9 protein-coding genes are annotated in these 16,445 nt (G+C 71.5%); 3 read left to right on the forward strand and 6 right to left on the reverse strand.

All coding sequences use genetic code 11. The features are described 5' to 3' along the window. Positions 1-80 precede the first annotated feature (80 nt). The 3 genes from FOF48_RS37520 to FOF48_RS09360 are packed head-to-tail and all read left to right on the forward strand — an operon-like array spanning position 81 to position 3,156. Positions 81-1,304, forward strand: a complete 1,224-nt coding sequence (locus FOF48_RS37520) for a hypothetical protein (protein ID WP_304503206.1) — start codon at positions 81-83, stop codon at positions 1,302-1,304. Further along, positions 1,301-2,056: a hypothetical protein gene (locus FOF48_RS09355; RefSeq protein WP_143900080.1), complete on the forward strand. Its 756-nt coding sequence runs from the start codon at positions 1,301-1,303 to the stop codon at positions 2,054-2,056. Before FOF48_RS37520 ends, FOF48_RS09355 begins: the two co-directional genes overlap by 4 nt. After that, positions 2,053-3,156, forward strand: coding sequence for an Ig domain-containing protein (locus FOF48_RS09360; protein ID WP_143900082.1), 1,104 nt, complete (start codon positions 2,053-2,055; stop codon positions 3,154-3,156). The genes FOF48_RS09355 and FOF48_RS09360 overlap by 4 nt, the downstream gene beginning before the upstream one ends. 19 nt (positions 3,157-3,175) lie before the next feature. Here the strand turns inward: FOF48_RS09360 and FOF48_RS09365 are convergent, their stop codons facing one another. The 6 genes from FOF48_RS09365 to accC form a co-directional block, all read right to left on the reverse strand. Further along, a complete protein-coding gene (locus FOF48_RS09365; protein WP_143900085.1) occupies positions 3,176-3,706 on the reverse strand; it encodes a hypothetical protein in 531 nt (176 codons plus the stop codon). Positions 3,707-3,720: 14 nt separating this feature from the next. Continuing rightward, a complete protein-coding gene (locus FOF48_RS09370) occupies positions 3,721-6,783 on the reverse strand; it encodes a POTRA domain-containing protein (RefSeq protein ID WP_143900087.1) in 3,063 nt (1,020 codons plus the stop codon). A 14-nt stretch (positions 6,784-6,797) separates the two neighbouring features. After that, positions 6,798-10,673 carry a translocation/assembly module TamB domain-containing protein gene (locus tag FOF48_RS09375; RefSeq protein WP_186001858.1) on the reverse strand — a complete coding sequence of 1,292 codons (3,876 nt, stop codon included), beginning with the start codon at positions 10,671-10,673 and terminating at the stop codon, positions 6,798-6,800. Between the two features lie 49 nt (positions 10,674-10,722). After that, positions 10,723-11,664, reverse strand: a complete 942-nt coding sequence (locus tag FOF48_RS09380) for an ExeA family protein (protein WP_143900091.1) — start codon at positions 11,662-11,664, stop codon at positions 10,723-10,725. A gap of 27 nt (positions 11,665-11,691) precedes the next feature. Beyond that, the gene (locus FOF48_RS09385; RefSeq protein WP_143900092.1) at positions 11,692-14,859 is read right to left on the reverse strand and encodes a tetratricopeptide repeat protein; all 3,168 of its coding nucleotides are present in this window, start codon (positions 14,857-14,859) and stop codon (positions 11,692-11,694) included. 192 nt (positions 14,860-15,051) lie between these two features. After that, complete coding sequence (gene accC, locus FOF48_RS09390; RefSeq protein ID WP_143900094.1) at positions 15,052-16,437, reverse strand: acetyl-CoA carboxylase biotin carboxylase subunit; 1,386 nt, start codon at positions 16,435-16,437, stop codon at positions 15,052-15,054. Between the last annotated feature and the right edge of the window lie 8 nt (positions 16,438-16,445).

Raw genomic sequence — 16,445 nt, forward strand, 5'->3', positions numbered from 1 at the left:
GCGCCCCATGGCATCCTTTCTCACAGCGCACCGCGCCACTCCCCATGCGATCGCCGTCCCACAGGACCCTGGCCCTGGGTGTGCTCCTCCTGCTCGGAACCGCGGCGAGCGCGGCGCCCGAGCAGGTGCACTACGCCCTCATCGTGGCCAGCAACACGGGCACCGAGCCATCACAGGCCCCCCTGCGCTACGCGGACGACGACGGGGCCCGGTACTACGAGCTGTTCGCCCCACGCTCGCGCGAGGTGGTGCTCCTGAGTGTGTTGGACAGCGACACGCAGGCCCTGCACCCGGGGCTCGCCGCGAAGACGCGCCCGCCCACGCACCCCGCCCTGGAGGAGGCGCTCGCCCGCTTGAACGACCGCATGGCCGAGGACCGGGCCCGGGGCGCGGTGCCGGTGCTGTCCTTCGTCTTCGTGGGCCACGGCAAGCGCGGCGCCGCGGGCGAAGGGGCGGTGAGCCTGCTGGACGGGCCGCTGACGCGGACGCAGCTGTACGCGCGGGTGCTCGCGCCGAGCAAGGCGGCGTTCATCCAGCTCATCGTGGACGCGTGTGATTCGTACTTCTTCGTCCACTCGCGCGGCGCGCTGCCCGTGGGCCCCGCGTACGTGGACGCGGTGAAGGGACTGCTCGGCAACCGCGAGCTGGAGCGCTTCCCCCAGGTGGGCGTGGTGCTGTCCACGTCGTCGGAGCAGGAGAGCCACGAGTGGAGCGCCATCCGCTCCGGCGTCTTCAGCCACATGGTGCGCTCGGCGCTGTCGGGCGCGGGAGACGTCAACGGCGATGGCAAGGTGGACTACGCGGAGCTGCGGGCCTTCGTGGCCGCCGCGAGCCAGGGCATGGACGATGTGCGCGGGCAGCCGCGCGTGTTCATCCAGCCGCCCGCGCTGGACCGCTCGTTCGCGCTGACGGACCTGGGCAGCGCCGCGTCGCTGGGCTACCTGCTGGTGCCCACGGGCCTCTCGGGCCGGCTGTGGGTGGAGGATGCCCGCGGCATCCGGGTGGTGGAGCTGCACAAGGAGCGGGAGCGCCCGCTGGTGGTGTCGCTGCCGCCGGGCCGGGGCTACTTCCTGCGGACGACCGGCCGCGAGGCGCCCTTCGCCGTCACCCGCGCGGGAGAGGTGGTGGACGCGGGTGGCCTGCGTTGGACCGAGGCCACCGTGGCGGCCCGGGGCGCCGTGGAGGACGCGCTCCGGGACAGGCTCTTCTCCGTGCCCTTCGGGCCGCGCTTCTACCGGGGCTACATGGCGAGCCTCGGCATCACGCCCCCGTCGGAGGAGGCCGACGCGGCCCTCACGCCATGAGCCTGACCGCCACGTCCCTGCTGCTGATGACGCTGTCAGGCGCCGCGCCCTGCGACGCGGACACGCGCGTGATGCTCGTGCCCTTCGAGCGGCTGGCCCTGCCCTCCACGGAGGCCCGCGCGCTGGAGGACGCCACGCGGCGCGCGGTGGCCGCCCTCCCCGACACGTGCCTGGAGTCCCGCGAGGACACGCTGGAGCGGTTGCGCGGCTCTGGCGAGGCACTGGCCGCGTGTGGCAACGCGGAGTGCCGGAGCGCGCAAGCCACGGCGTTGAGCGCGCGCAGGCTCGTGCGGGGCGTGGCGCTGGGCGTGGGAGGCATCCGCAGCGTCGCGCTCACGGTGACGGACTCACGCGGCACGGAGACGCGCGCGCAGTTCGAGGCCCCCGCCACGACGCCGGGCGAAGCGGATGCGCGGGCGCGCCAGGCGCTCCAGCAGGTCTGGGCCCCGCTGGGGACGGCGCGAGCGGTGCGCGAACCGCGGGGCTCGCGCGTGCTGCCGAAGGTGCTCCTGGGCGCGGGCGGCGTGGCGCTCGCGGCGGGCGTGGGCTTCGGACTCGCGGCCCGGAGCACGGAGTCGAAGGTGTCGAGGCATGGGGGTGAGTGCGCCGCGGCCGGGGAGACCTTCGAGGCGTGCTTCTCCTCACGGCTCGGCGCCGGGCGCCGTCAGGCGCGAACGTCCAACGTGCTGCTGGGCGTGGGCGCGCTGCTCGGTCTGGGCGGCGCGGTGTCCTTCATCTGGGAGCTGCCATGAGAAGAGCGCTGACCGCGCTGATGGGCGCCGCCCTGCTCACGATGGGCGCCTGCACGTTCGCACCGGACCTGTCGCGCTTCGCCGCGTGTGACGCGGCCGGAGGCTGTCCTTCCGGCAGCAAGTGCCTGGCATCGGAGAACCGCTGCCTGCCGACCTGTGGCGAGGGCGGTCCTTGCGACAAGTCCGAACCCGCGGAGACGCAGGATGCGGGCGCGGACAGCGGCACGGACGCGAGCGCCGAGGACGCGGGCGCGGTGGACGACGGCGGCACGGATGCGGGCACCCCGGACGCGGGGCCCTCCGCGCTCGCGCTGGAGTCCAACATCCTGGTGGAGGGCATCGAGACGATCCCCTACGTGGCGCAGCTCCAGGCCCGTGGCGGAACGCCCCCGTACACGTTCAACACCACCGGTCAGCTTCCCGCGGGCTTCGCGCTGAGCACGGACGGCCAAATCACCGGCACGCCCACTCGCGCGGGGGATGCGTTCCTTCCCGTGGAGGTGACCGACCAGGGCACGCCGATGAAGCGCGCCAGTGGCAACCTGCTGCTGCGCGTGCGGCCCGTGCTGCGCCTCGCCGGCCCGGCGCCGCTCGCGGACATTCCCCAGAAGAAGCCCTACGCGGAGCGCCTCTCCGCCACGGGGGGACAGGCGCCGTACTTCTTCAGCCTCGTCGAGGGGCAGTCGCTGCCCGCGGGCGTCTCCCTGGCCTCGGACGGCAGCGTCACCGGCACGACGACGCAGCAGGGCACGCAGACCTTCACGGTGGAGGTCACGGACAGCCAGGTGCCGCCGCAGAGCCGCACCCGCCAGCTCACGCTCACCACGGTGGACGCCACCGGGTTCGTCAAGCTGCTGTCGCGCGCGGTGCCGGACGGCCGCGTGGACACCGACTACAGCTATGCGTTCAAGTGGACCGGCGGCACCGGCTCGTTCACCTGGAGCGTGAAGAAGGGGGAGCTGCCTCCGGGCCTCATCCTGGACACCCAACAGGGCATCCTCTACGGCACCCCCACGAGCTCGGGCACCTACACCTTCGAGCTGAGCGTCGTCGACCTCTTGAGCAGCACCCAGCTGGGCTATTCGCTCAAGATCGACTGAGCCCCCGCGGCCCCGGGCCTCACGGGTAGGCGTCCACCACCTGGATGACGCCGGTGTTGTCCTGCACCACGGAGAAGCCCTTCATCGGGCTGGGGTACGCGATGAGTCCCTCCCCATCCCGGTCCCACCGCGAGTCCAGCAGCACGCCACAGAACGGCACCGACGTGGCGCCGCTCTCGGGCGTGAAGATGCGATCGTACCGGCCGAACACGCGGTGCTTCGTCACGTAGAGCCGCCCGCCGATGCGCGCCCCCGGCAGCTTCGTCTCCCCTTCCGCCTGCGGCAGCGCGATGACGAAGCTGTAGTTGTAACGGGCCGGTCCCGGATGGTCCTGGATGCTGTCCACGATGACGGGGATGCGGTCCCCCACCTTCAGCCCCAATCGCTCCATCTGGAGCCGCGCGCCGCGAGGACAGCTCCCCTCCGGAGGCATCCACGCGGGGCGCGGAGGCTTCGCGTCCGCGTCCGGCCCGTGCTGACACGCGAGCAGCAGCAGGCCCAGCAGGGCCCACCCTCCAGGGCTTCCACGGCGCGGACGGTCGGGTCGCAAGCGCAGGCCTCCGGTCAGAACGTCCCGATGCTGAAGTGGAACTGCGTGGGCGCCTCGTTGAGGGCCTCGTCGCGGTCCAGGTTGAAGCCCACGTCGAAGGCGAGCGGACCCACGGGCGTCACGTAGCGCAGCCCCACTCCCGCCGTATAGCGCAGCACGCCCAGGTCGAAGAGCGTCCGGTCCTGCCACAGGTTGCCCACCTCGAAGAACAGGCCCAGGTCCACCGCCGCCACCGCCGGGACGCGCAGCTCCGCCTTGCCCAGCGTGTAGAGCTCGCCGCCCTGGCTCGCGGGCACCTGCCCGGCGAGCACCGCCTTCAGGTCGTCCGGGCACCCCGCGGGCGTGATGACCGCGCGGCACGCGGCCAGCCGCTGGTGCAGCCCCTCGCGCACGTCCTGCGGCAGCACGCCGTCCTCGCGGAAGCCCCGGAGGCTGGACGAACCGCCCAGGTAGAAGAGCTTGGAGCCGATGTTCTGCGACCCCTGCGTCAGGGGCACGATGGTGCCCGCCCGCGCGCTCACCGCCACGCTCGCGCGGCGGCCCAGCGGCGCGTACGCGCTCACGCTGCCCGACAGCTTCACCCCGTCGATGGGGAACTCCGGCACGCGGCTGCCCGCGACGTCCGTGGGGCGCACGCGGATGCCGCGCATGAACTCCACGCTGGTGCTGAGCACCATGCCCCGCCGCGGATTCGCCGGGTCGTCGCGGAAGTCCAGCGTCATCGACGGCCGCAGCGAGTGCAGCGCGAAGTCGCCGTACGGATAGCGCAGGCGCTCCTGGTCCGCGCGGTTCACCAGCTCCAGCACGCCCGCGCGCGAGCGCAGCCGGTTGTTCTCCAGTTCGTACTGGAGCGACACGTTCACCCACGACGCCAGCGCCCAGTCCACGCCCGCCACCGCGGCGAACCGCGTGGACAGGTACGAGGGCCGGTGCGCGCGCTCGCCAATGAGGTCCAGCCGCGCGCCAATCTCCTGGGGCGCGAGGAAGGACAGGCGCGGCTGTGACAGCGCCAGGTTGCCGCGCCCGCCCAGGCCGCTGAGGCCCTCCAGGTCGGACTCGCACGCCTCTCCCGACAGCTCTCCGGTGGAGCACCCGGCTGGCTGGCGCGACGACGACAGGGCCTCCGCGCTCGCGCCCGCGTAGTTCACCTTGCCACGCGCCAGCAGGTTCAGCCCCCGGCCATCCAGGTTGCGCCATGCCGTGTCCAGCGTGATGCGCGGACCGTCCACCAGGAAGTAGCCGCCGGACACCTCGCCGTCGATGCGCGGGCGCTCCTGCACCGTCACCAGCACGTCCTTGGACGCCTCGCGCCGGTTGGGGTCCGCCAGCGACACCTCCGCCTGGCGGAACAGGCCCAGCCGCGACAGCCGGCGCTGCGCTTCCGCCAGGCCCTCCACCGACAGCGGCGCGCCGGGCTTCAGGCCCAGCAGCGCCAGCACCACGTCCGGATCCGTGCGCGTCAGCCCCTGGAGCAGCACCTGCCCCACGCGCACGCGCGGCCCCGCGTCCACGCGGAACACCACCTGCGCGGCCGTGCCCTCTCCATCCACCGACACCGCGTTGCTCACGCGCGCGAAGAGGAAGCCCTCCCGGCCCAGCCCCCGCTCCAGCGAGGCCTGCGCTTGCTCCACCCGCTCGAAGCTCAGCGGCTGTCCCACGGGGAGCAGCAGCTTCACCCACGTGGGGTCCACCTCCGGGGGCATGCCCTCGAAGCGCGGCGCGCGCATCAGCGCCCGGGGGCCCTCCTCCACGTCGAAGTCCGCCTCGGCCGTGTGGTGGATGGCGTCCACCGTGAGGCCCCGGAAGGTGACCTGCGCGGAGGCGAAGCCCTGCTCCCGGTAGGTCGCGGTCATCGCGTCCGCCGCGTCAAGCCACGCGTCCTCCACGTAGACCGTGGAGGGATCCGGCGGCGGCACCGCCCCCATGGCCTGGCGCCGCTCGCGGCCCTCCGTCTCCAGCGGGTCCTCGCGCATGGGCAGGTCCAGCTCCGGCCACGTCTCCAGCACCGCCACCTGATTGGTCAGCATGGAGCGCAGCGCGCCTGACGACAGCGCCGCGTTGCCGTGGAAGCGCACGTCCGTCACGCGCAGCAGGGCGCCCTCGTCCACCTGGAAGCCCAGCACGGCCGCGTCGCCGTCCGGCCGCACGGCTTCGGAGGCCCGCACGCGCGCGTCATGAAAGCCCCGCCGCCGGTAGAAGGACTCCAGCCGCCGAGCGAGCCGCGCCGCCACGGCCTCGTCCATCGCCTCTTCGCCGTCGTAGGCCACCACGCGCGCCAGCACCGCGTCCGGGAAGCGGTGGTTGCCCGTGAAGCGCAGGTGGAACGCGGGCCCCGCCGCCACCGGCACCGCCACGGACGCCTCGCTGTCCTCGACGACAATGGTGGGCGTCCCCACCCAGGCCTGCCAGTGCTGACCTTCGCGCAGCAGCGCCCGCAGCCGCTCCAGGCCGCCATCCAGTCGCGCTCGGTCGAAGACCTCGCCGGGCTTCATCCCCAGCGCCGCCACCAGACGCGGCAGGGGCAGCGCGGGACTGCCAGAGAACGTCACCTGCCGCACGCGGGTCGGCTTGCCCTCCTCCACCACCAGCGTCACCGCCACGCCGCCCGCGGGCACGGGCCGCTGCTCCACCTGGATGTCGACGGCGTCGTAGCCCTTGCGCTGGTAGGCCTCGCGCACGGAGGCCGCCGCCGTGTCCAGCTCCTCGGGATCCAACGGACCGCCCTGCAACAAGCCGCTCGCCTCCAGCAGCTCACCGGACGTCAGCACGTGGTTGCCCCGCACCGCGACGTGCGACAACAGCGGCAGCGGCGTGAGCTGGAACACCAGCCGCACGCCCCCGGGCACGTCCTGCGTCAGGGCCACCACGTCCGCGAACCGCCCCGTGGCGAACAGCTGCTCCACGGACTTGCGCACCGCGCCGGGCGTCAGCGCCTGGCCCTTGTGCACCGTGACCAGCCCCGCCAACCCCTCGGTGGACCTGCCCTCCGGGAGATGCAGCTCCACCGCCACCACGTCAGGGGCGTCGTCATCGCGGGGGGCCGCGAGCGCGGGAAACGCGCACACGAGCAGCAGCACCGCGGTCAGCGCGGTTATTCGACCTCCCAGCCCAGCTTGAGCTCGAGCCCGAGGTTTCCGAACGACGCCTGGCTGTTCTCGTTGTCCCACTGGGCCTGTGCGGAAAGTCGGTCGTCGAAGCGGTACTCGGCGCGTGCCCGGGTGCCACGCCCACTCACCGGCTGGGTCATGCCGATTTTAAGCTGCTCGGAGAGGAACTTCGACTCCAGTTGTGCGGTGGGCTCCGCCTGCCGGGTGGCGTCGTTGTAGGTGGTGGCGATCTGCAGGGACAAGTCCCTGAGAACAGGGTTGCTGGGCAGGAAGCGGCGCACCTGCCGGTCCAGGCCCGACACGTTGAAGAGGGCCTCCGCGGCCAGACCGTAGCTCGCCGACGCCGCCGTGTCCTTGTCCGCGCTCGTCACGCCCAGTGTGAGCAGCGAGAGGATGTCACCCTCCGTGAGCACCGGCTCCGAGGACAGCACGATGAGGGGGTTGGCCGGCCGGCCGAACGCGTGCAGCTTCACCACGAACTCCCGCACCGACGTCTGCGCCTGGACCTCGAAGACCGGGTCGATGCCGGACGCGTCGCGGAACTCCAGCTGCCCCTGCTCGATGGTGAAGAGGTTGTTGCGGAAGAACGCCTGGCTGCCCTCCGCCGCCTCCACGCGGCCCAGCAGACCCGGCCTCACGTCCGTGCCGGTGAGCCGCACGTCGCCCAAGAGCCGCGCCTTCGCCAGGTTGTTGTCCACGCGCACGTCGCCGAAGTGCACGTTGACGTCCCAGGTGAAGAACGGGTCCCTCGCCCGGTCGCCCCCTCCGCCCACCGCCAGCTGCGGCTTCTTCTGCATCGTCTTGAGCAGCGATTCGATGTCGAGCGGCTTCTGGTAGCGCAGCTTGATGATGTCCAGCCCCCCCGTGACGGTGGGCCCGGTGGGCGGACCCACCACCTGCAGCAGGCCGGACACGGTGAGCGGCAGGTCCTCCGTCATCCGGTACGGCACCGCGTCCAGTTGCAGCGTCAGCGCCAGCCGCTTGGGCACGAAGCGCTCCAGCCGGATGTCGCCGCGCGCGGACACCTGCCCCTCGTTCACCTGCGCCTGCAGGTGCTCCAGGAGCACGCGCTGGCCCGTCATCTCCAGGCGCCCGGACATGCCGCGCACGGTGAGCGGCAGGTCGCGCATGGACATCCGCACGTCGGACAGCTCCGCGGTGCCCACCACCGAGGGCGCATCCAGGGTCCCGGTGGCCTCCGCGTCCACGCGCAGCTGGCCGCCCACGCGCTCCATGCCCGGCAACAGCGGCTCCAGGAGGCGTACGTCCATGCGGCCCTCGCGCAGGCTCATGTTCATCCCGCGCTTGCCCACCCAGCCGCCCAGGGTCACGTCCACGGACGCGCCGCTGAAGCGGAAGGGCTGCACGTCCAGCCGTCCCCCGGCGTACACCAGCACGAGCGGGCCCTGGTTCCGGCCGCGCAGGTCCCCCCGCGCGAGCGACAGCTCCCGCACCGTGGCCGCCACCGTGTACGCGTCGGGCTGCAACAGCGGGCCCTGGAGCGTCACGCGGCCCGCGAGCATGCCGGTGACGCCGGCCAGCACCGGGACCTGCGGCAGCAGCGGCTTGATCTCCGGCAGCATCAGGTCGAGCGTCGACTCGAAGAGATAGGGCTCCTTCACCGTCATCGACAGGGAGCCCTGAGCGTCGCGGAACGGCCGCCCGGTGATTCGCAGCGCCTTGCCCTGCTGGTGCAGCGCCAGGTCCATGGCGCCCAGGTCGCGCGAGGCGAACGCGATGCGCGGCCCCTTCAGCGTGGCCTGGATGTCGGGCTTGTCCGCCGTGCCCGCCACCGTCCCCGCGAGCGCCAGCGTGCCCTGGATGCCCATCTCCTCCGCCGTCTCGGGGCCCACGGCCTCGCCCAGCGACAGGTTCTCGCCGCCGAAGCGGTAGTCCAGCCCGCCCGCGAAGGTGAAGGTGCCCTCCGCCCAGGTGCGCCCCAGCCGGCCGTCCAACACGGTGCGCTCCAGCACCATCGCCTTGCCGTCCACGAAGCGCATCCGCGCGGAGCCCGCGCCCAGCCGGCGCCCCAGGTACGTGGTGTCGCGCAAGTCGAAGGCCACCAGCCCCTCCAGCTTCTCCAGCGGGCTGTCGATCTCCACGCGCCCGGACGCCGCGCCGCCGAACTGGCCCTGGATGACGGCGATGGACGGACTCAGGCCCGCCACCAGGTCCACCAGGTCCTCGGTGCGGCCCTGGGGCACGTTCACGTCCAGGCGCAGGTGCAAGAGGCGCGCGAAGGTGAGCGCCGCCTTGCCGAAGTACTGCGTGCGCCCCTTCTGGCCGGTGAGCGACGGGAACGACAGCAGCCCGTCCGAATACGACAGCTTCGCCTGCGTCACGCCCAGGCCGAAGCCCCAGAAGACGAAGTCGCGCAGGGACAGGCTCGCGTCCACCTTCACGTCCGAATACGGCCCCACGATGGAGTAGTTCGCCGAGCCGCGTCCGGACCACGGCAGCTCCGCGATGTGGCCGAAGTCCGACAGCTCCAGCTCGCCGTTGCCCTGGATGTCCAGCCCGCGCGCGGTGTCGAAGTAGAGCGTCACCTCGCCGTGCACGCGCGAGCGGCCGGACTCCACCGTGAGGCGGGTGAAGGACACGCGGTCCCCCTGGAGCTTCACCGCCGTCTGCGCGCGGCCCCGCTCGAAGGTCAGCAGCGTCTTGCCCGCGCGCGCCGGCGCGTCGAACGCGCGCGTCGCCAGCACGAAGCGGCCGGTGCGCAAATCCAACGGCCCGGACAGGGACGGCCGGGGCAGCAGCGTCCCGGTGAGGTGCGCGGTCGCGGTCGCGGGGAAGTCCACCCAGGAGCCCGCCACGCCCGCGCGCTCCAGGATGCGCCCGAACGACGCGTCCTCCGTCTGGAGCGACAGCTCCACCGGCAGGTCCGGCTTGAGCTGGAGCGAGCCGGAGAGCTTCACCTTGCCCGCGCCCACGGGAGCCTCCAGCGACTCCACGCGCACGCGGTCCCCCGCGTACGACAGGCGCGCGTTGAGGCTCAGCGGACCGTAGCGCTCATAGGCCAGGTTGCTCGCGGACAGGTCCGCGCCCACCACCAGCGCGGCGGGCTTCCCGGTGACGGACAGCCGCGTCCACAGGTGCCCGGTGGCGGGCCTGGGCAGCAGCTTCGCCTGCGACAGCGTGCGCAGCGGCAGGAACACCTGCGCGTCCAGCGCGAGCACCGGGTGGCACAGCGTCTCCACGCGACCGGACACCGTGGCGGTGATGTCGTCGAGCGCCACCTCCGCGCGCTCCACGTCCAGCAGCCCCTCGTCCGGATCCAACGCGCCGGTGAAGGCCAGCCGCCCCAGCGTCAGCTCGCCGCCGCTCGCGCCCAGGCGCACCAGCCCCTGCCGGGCGCCCACCTCCAGCTCCATCACGCCCCAGTGCTCCACCCACCCCACGTCGAGGTTCTCCACCTCCACGCTCCGGCCCTCCGGAAGGGCCAGCCGCACCTCCGCGCCGGTGATGTCCATGCGCCCCACGCCCACGCGCGCCAGCGGCGTGAGCGGGCACGCCGCGTCCTTGGAGGGCGGGCGCGTGGAGGGCCGCGACAGGTCCAACGTCACGCGCGGATGGCGCACGCGCACGTGGCCCAGCATGAAGCGGCGGGACAGGGGCGACAGGAAGCCCAGCCCCACCTCCGCTTCGTCCGCGGCGAACAGCGGCGTATCGCTTCCCGGCGCGAACACCGACACGCCGTGCAGCACCACGCGCGAGCCGAGCGGATCCAACTCGCACCGGCCAATGCCCACGTCCACGCCCAGCAGGTCCGGCAGGTGCCTGCGCGCCGCCGAGCAGGCGGCGTCCCAGGTGAACGGCTGGCGCAAGAGCAGGATGCTCCCCGACACCACGAGGAGCATCCACAAGAGCGCCTTGCGCGCACCGTTGCGGCCGGGGGGAGACAAGCCGCTAGAGCTTACCGAGTCCCTCGAGGTAGCGGTCGATCTCCGCCAGGTCGATTTTCGTGTTCGCCGTCCGGGGCAGCGACGTGGCGGGCGCGCTCGCCCGCTCGGCTGCCTGGGAGGCGGCCGAGCCGCCCTGGAGCCCCAGGTTCGTCCCGATGCGGTGCACCAACGCCGCGTCGATGGACTCCTGGCGCGCGAGGAACGCCTCGAAGAGGGCGTTGTCGCACAGGGTGTTGATGACGCGCGGCGTACCGCCGGAGTGCTCGTGCACCGCCAGCAGCGCCTCCGGCGTGAAGGGCATGCGCGGGCAGCCGGCGAGCCTCAGCCGGTGCTTCACGTACGCCTCGGTGGACTCCGCCGTGAAGGGCTCCAGCTTGTAGCGGAGGGCCACGCGCTGGGCGAGCGGCGGGTCCAGCTTCAGGTTCTTTTCAATCTCCGGCAGGCCGAAGAAGACGAAGGAGATGAGCTTGCGCTCGGGGACCTCCAGGTTCAGCAGCCCCCGGAACTCCTCCATGATCTCCCGCGTCTCCAGCATCTGCGCCTCGTCGATGAGGACGACGGCCTTCTTGCCGGACTCATAGATTTGCAGCAGGCGCTGGTAGAGCTGGGACAGGAGCGCCAGCTTCTCCTGCGCGGGGTTCTCCACCCCCAGCTGGAGCGCGATGCGGCGCAGCAGCCACTGGGCGGTGATGCCCGAGTGGATGATGACGAGCAGCGCGGCCTCGTACTCGGACTCTGGCAGCGAGTCGAGCATGCGCCGCGCGAGCGTCGTCTTCCCCGCGCCGATGTCGCCCACGAGGATGGACAGGCCCTTCATGTAGCCCACGGCGTGCATCAGCCGGGTGAGGGCCTGCGAGTGCTGCGCGGAGTTGTAATAGAAGCGGCTCACCGGAGCGTTGGAGAACGGCTCCTGGGTGAGTTCGAAGAAATCGAGGTAGGTCGTCATGGGCTCGCCGGGCCTCGCGGGGACGCGCTACACGTACCCTACTTTACGAGCCTTCGGCGCGCCTGCCGCGGGAACCGGTGCGGGCGTGACGGGGGCCTTGCCTCCGGCACGGGGCAGCGGGTCCTCTTCCGGCGCGGTCACCGCCGACAGCCGCGTCACCTGCGACCCCACGTCGCGGTACTTCGCGTCCATGGAGGCCACACGCTGGAAGTGGAAGAGCGCCTTGCCCGGCTCGTTGAGCGCGTCGTAGGCGCTCGCCAGCTCGAAGCCCAGCGCCTTGGCCACCTCGCCCACCGCGAGCGCGTTGGAAAGCCCTTCCTTGAACACCTGCACGGATTCGTCCGGACGGCCGCGCAGTGTGTGCAGCATGCCAATCATCGTCAGGCAGTCCAGCTCGCGCGCAGTGCCCACGCAGCCCTGGCGGGCCACGTCGAACTCGTGGACGGCGTCGTCCAGCAGGCCCATTTCCTTGTACGCGATGCCCAGGTCGTAGTGCGTGTCCACGTCCTCGGGCTTCACCACCTTGGCCAGGCCCTTCTTGAACTCGGCGAAGACCTCGTCCACCGAGTACTGGAAGTCCTCCTCGGCAGGGGGCACCGCCGCCAGCGACTCACCGCCCAGGTCGTCCAGCTCGCCAGCCAGCTGCGCCGCGAGGTCGAACGCGTCACCGCCACCGCCGTCGTCGAGCGACGCCTCCGTCACCGGCTGCACGGAGGGCACCGACACGGGCTCCGAAGGAGCGTCGTCCTCGGGGGCCGCGCCACCGCCGGCCTCCATCTCCTCCAGGCGCGCCATCAACTCCCCGGCGCGCACGTGGCCCGGGAACGCGATGACCACCGTCTCCAGGATCTCCCGCGCCTCTTCCAGCAGCCCCTGGTCCAGGAAGAACGACGCCTCGTCGCACTCCTCGGCGGCGGGCTCCTCCTCGGGTTCGGCCTCGGGCTCCGGCTCGTCCGCCAGCGCCTCGGGCTCCGGCTCCGGCTCCGGCGCGTCCGCCAGCGCCTCGGGCTCCGGCTCCGGCTCGTCGTAGGACAGGCCCTCCAGCGGCGCGAGCACCAGATGCGCGGCGGTGGGCTCGTCGTCGTCCTCGTCGCCCAGCCCCATGCCGCCCGAGTACGGGGCGTCCTCCGGGGGCGCGAACTCCTCGTCCAGCCCGGCGTCGTCCAGCGAGGACACGTCCAGGGGCGCGAGGCCCACACGCGTGGGCGCGTCATCGTCCTCGCCCAGCCCCATGCCGGCATCGCCAAGCAACTCGTCGTCGCCCCCGCCCAGGGTCGGCAGCTGCCGCGTATCCGGCGCGGCTTCATCCAGCAGCGCCCGCGACGGAGACAGCACGCGCGTGGGTGACGGCTCGTCCTCGTCGCCCAGCGACATGCCGCCCGCGTCATCCGCGAGCACCATGGGCTCGTCGCCGCCCGTGTCCCCGAAGGAGTCCGCCGGGTACGCCAGCGAGTCGTCCGGGGCGACCAGCGGCTCGTCGTCCAGACCGGCGCCGTCCAGGCCCGGCTCGTCCGCCAGCACCAGCGAGTCCTCGTCGGACCCCGTCACCAGGTCATCCTGCGGGGGCAGGTCGTAGACGGTGTTCTCGGAGGAGCTGATGGGCTCGCCCATCACCGCTTCCTCGCCGCTGAGCGTGGCCTCCGCGACCTCGTCGTCGACGATCTCGTCCGAGTCCGTGCCGTGGCTCAGCGCCGCCAGCGCCAGCTCGTCGCCTTCGGGCTGCGCGAGCGCGTCGTCCGGTGGCTCCGCGACGAGGATCTCATCCTCGTTGGAGTCCACCAGGATGGCATCCTCCTCCAGTGACTCCACGCCCGGCGTCGCCACCGGCGCCACCATGCCCCCGACCGCGCGCAGCACGGACAGGAAGGCGGGCACCTCGGGATGCGCCGGGTTCTCCTGGAGGATGGTCGCCAGGTACGGCTGCGCGCGCTGCACGTCCGCGCGACGCGTGCACAGGCGCAGCACGTTGAGCAACTGCTCGGACGCCTGCGCGTCGTTATTGGCGGCCACGTAGATGTGGTACGCCTTCTCGTGCGCGTCCAGGTTCTCCGGATCCACCGAGAACACCTTGCGGAGGTGTTCAAGCGCTTTGTCGTGGAGCCCGTACTTCACGTAGACGTCCGTCTCCGTGAGCAGCTTGGCCAGCTGCTCGCGGCTCATCCCCGCGGGCGCGGCCGGTACCACGGCCGCGGGCGGCGCGGCGGGCGCGGGACGGGACGGCGCTGCCGCGGCGGCGGGAGCGCTCCACGCGGGCGCCTCCTCATGCGGCTCCGCGGCCATCGGCGCGGGCTCGGGCTCCGGTTCGGCGACGGGCCCCCGGCGCGCGAGCAGATCCGGGTCCTGCGGATCCAACAGCTCAATCTGCGTCCACACGCCGTCGGACTCGGCGGTGCGGCCGCGCTCCTGGTGGATCTTCGCGAGCTCCTTGTAGACGGACACCGTCTTGGAGACCTGGCCCAGCCCCTGGAACGCCTGGGCCAGCAGCGTCAGCGTCTCCACGTCGCGGCCATCCGCCTTGAAGCACACCTGGAGCTTGGCGAGCGCGCGCTTCTGGTCGCCGCGCTGCAGGTACGACGCCGCCAGCTCCTTCGCGAGCTGCAGGTTCTCAGGCTCCAGCGCGGAGAGGCGCTCCGCGACGCGAAGCCAGTCATCCGCGCGGCTGTTGCGCTTCAGGTACTCCGCGGCGCGCTTGAACTCCTGCGCCGCTTCCTTCGTCATGTTCTCGCGCGCGTACAGCTCCGCGAGCTTGATCTTCGACGCCACGTTCTCCGGGTCGAGATCCACCATCTTCTTGAGGGTGTCGAGGCTCGACTTGGTGTCGCCCGCCTTGTCGTAGTGATTGGCGACGATCTGGAAGTACGCCATCGCCTCCGACATCAACCCCAGCTGCTGGTGCAGCTCCGCCAGCTTGAGGTTCACCTCGAGCAGGTTCGGGTTGAGCTTGAGGACCTGCTTGTAGAGGGCGACGGCCTTGAGGAAGAAGCCGTCCGAGGAGTAGCTCTCCGCGACCTTGGTGAAGAAGTGCGCCGCCTGCGCGTTGTCATTCTTCTTCTGGTACAGCTCCCCCATCTTCTGGAGGACCCGGATGTCCTTCGGGTCGACCTCCAGGACCTTCTGGTACTCCTTGATGGCTTTGTCGTACGCGCCCTTCGCGACCAGCTTCGCGGCGGCTTCGATGATCTTGTTCTTGTCCATCGAGCGTGCGCTTCCGGCAGGCAGAAACCCCGAGGAACTTCGCGGGTTTCAGTCCTTCTCTGTGGGGGAGGTTCGGAGGCTAACGGAATCCTCCGATGCGGGTCAAGAAACAGCCTGCCCTCCCCTGGGGCTGGATCACCCGCTTGGACGCTCGTCCGCCCAGCGGGCTTTCCACGACTTCGGCCGACAGCGCTACGGCGTCTCTTCCACGGCCTTCTTCAGCCGGCGGGAACCGGTCTCGCTCGCCAGCAGGCGCTCCACGAACCGCGTGTCGTAGTTGCCCTCCTGGAACGACTCCTCCGCCAGCGCCGCCCGGTGGAAGGGGATGTTGGTGCGGATGCCCTCCACCACGTACTCGGAGAGCGCGCGCTGCATGCGGCGGATGGCCGTCTCGCGGTCCTCCGCGTGCACGATGAGCTTCGACAGCAGGCTGTCGTAGTACGGCAGCACCGTGTAGTTCTCATACGCGGCGGAATCCACGCGCACGCCGTAACCACCCGGCACGCTGTAGCCGGTGATCTTCCCCGGCCACGGCGCGAAGGTGACGGGATCCTCCGCGTTCACCCGGCACTCGATGGCGTGCCCGCGGATCTGGACGTCCTCCTGCTTGAAGCGCAGCGGGTGTCCATAGGCCATGCGGATCTGCTCGCGCACCAGGTCCACGCCCATGACCAGCTCCGTCACGGGGTGCTCCACCTGGATGCGCGTGTTCATCTCCATGAAGTAGAACTCGCCGCGCTCGTCGAGCAGGTACTCGATGGTACCCACGTTGTTGTAACGGAGCTTCTTCATCGCGGCGACGGACACCTCGCCCATGCGCTGGCGAAGCTCCGGCGTGAGCGCGGGGGACGGGCTCTCCTCGATGAGCTTCTGGTGCCGGCGCTGCACCGAACACTCACGCTCGTTGAGGTGGATGATGTTCCCGTGCTCGTCCGCGACGATCTGAATCTCGATGTGGCGCGGCTTCTCCACGTACCGCTCGATGTAGAGGTCGCCGTTGGAGAAGCTGGCCAGGGCCTCCGCCTGCGCGGTGGAGAACGCCTGCGCGAGCACACCCGGCTCGCGGACGATCTTCATGCCCTTGCCGCCCCCCCCCGCCGCCGCCTTGAGGATGACCGGGAAGCCAATCTCCTTGGCGAACGCCTCCGCCTCGCGCGGATCCTTCACCGTGCCGGGGCTGCCGGGCAAGAGCGGCATGCCCGCCTCGCGGGCCGCGGCGCGCGCGCGCACCTTGTTGCCCATCAGCCGCAGCATCTCCGGACGCGGCCCGATGAAGCGAATCTTGCAGTTCTCGCAAACCTCCGCGAACTCGGCGTTCTCCGACAGGAAGCCGTAGCCCGGGTGGATGGCGTCCGCGCGGGTGATCTCCGCCGCGGAGAGCAGCTGCGGCACGTTGAGGTAGCTCTCCTTGGACGGGGGCGGCCCGATGCAGACCGCCTCGTCCGCGAAGCGCACGTGCAGCGCGTTGGCGTCGGCGGTGGAGTGCACCGCCACGGTGGCGATACCCAGTTCACGGCATGCGCGGATGACCCGAAGGGCGATCTCCCCGCGGTTGGCGACCAGTACCTTCTTGAACACGGCCGTGC

The sequence above is a fragment of the Corallococcus sp. Z5C101001 genome (assembly GCF_007352635.1).
GTDB lineage: Bacteria > Myxococcota > Myxococcia > Myxococcales > Myxococcaceae > Corallococcus > Corallococcus silvisoli.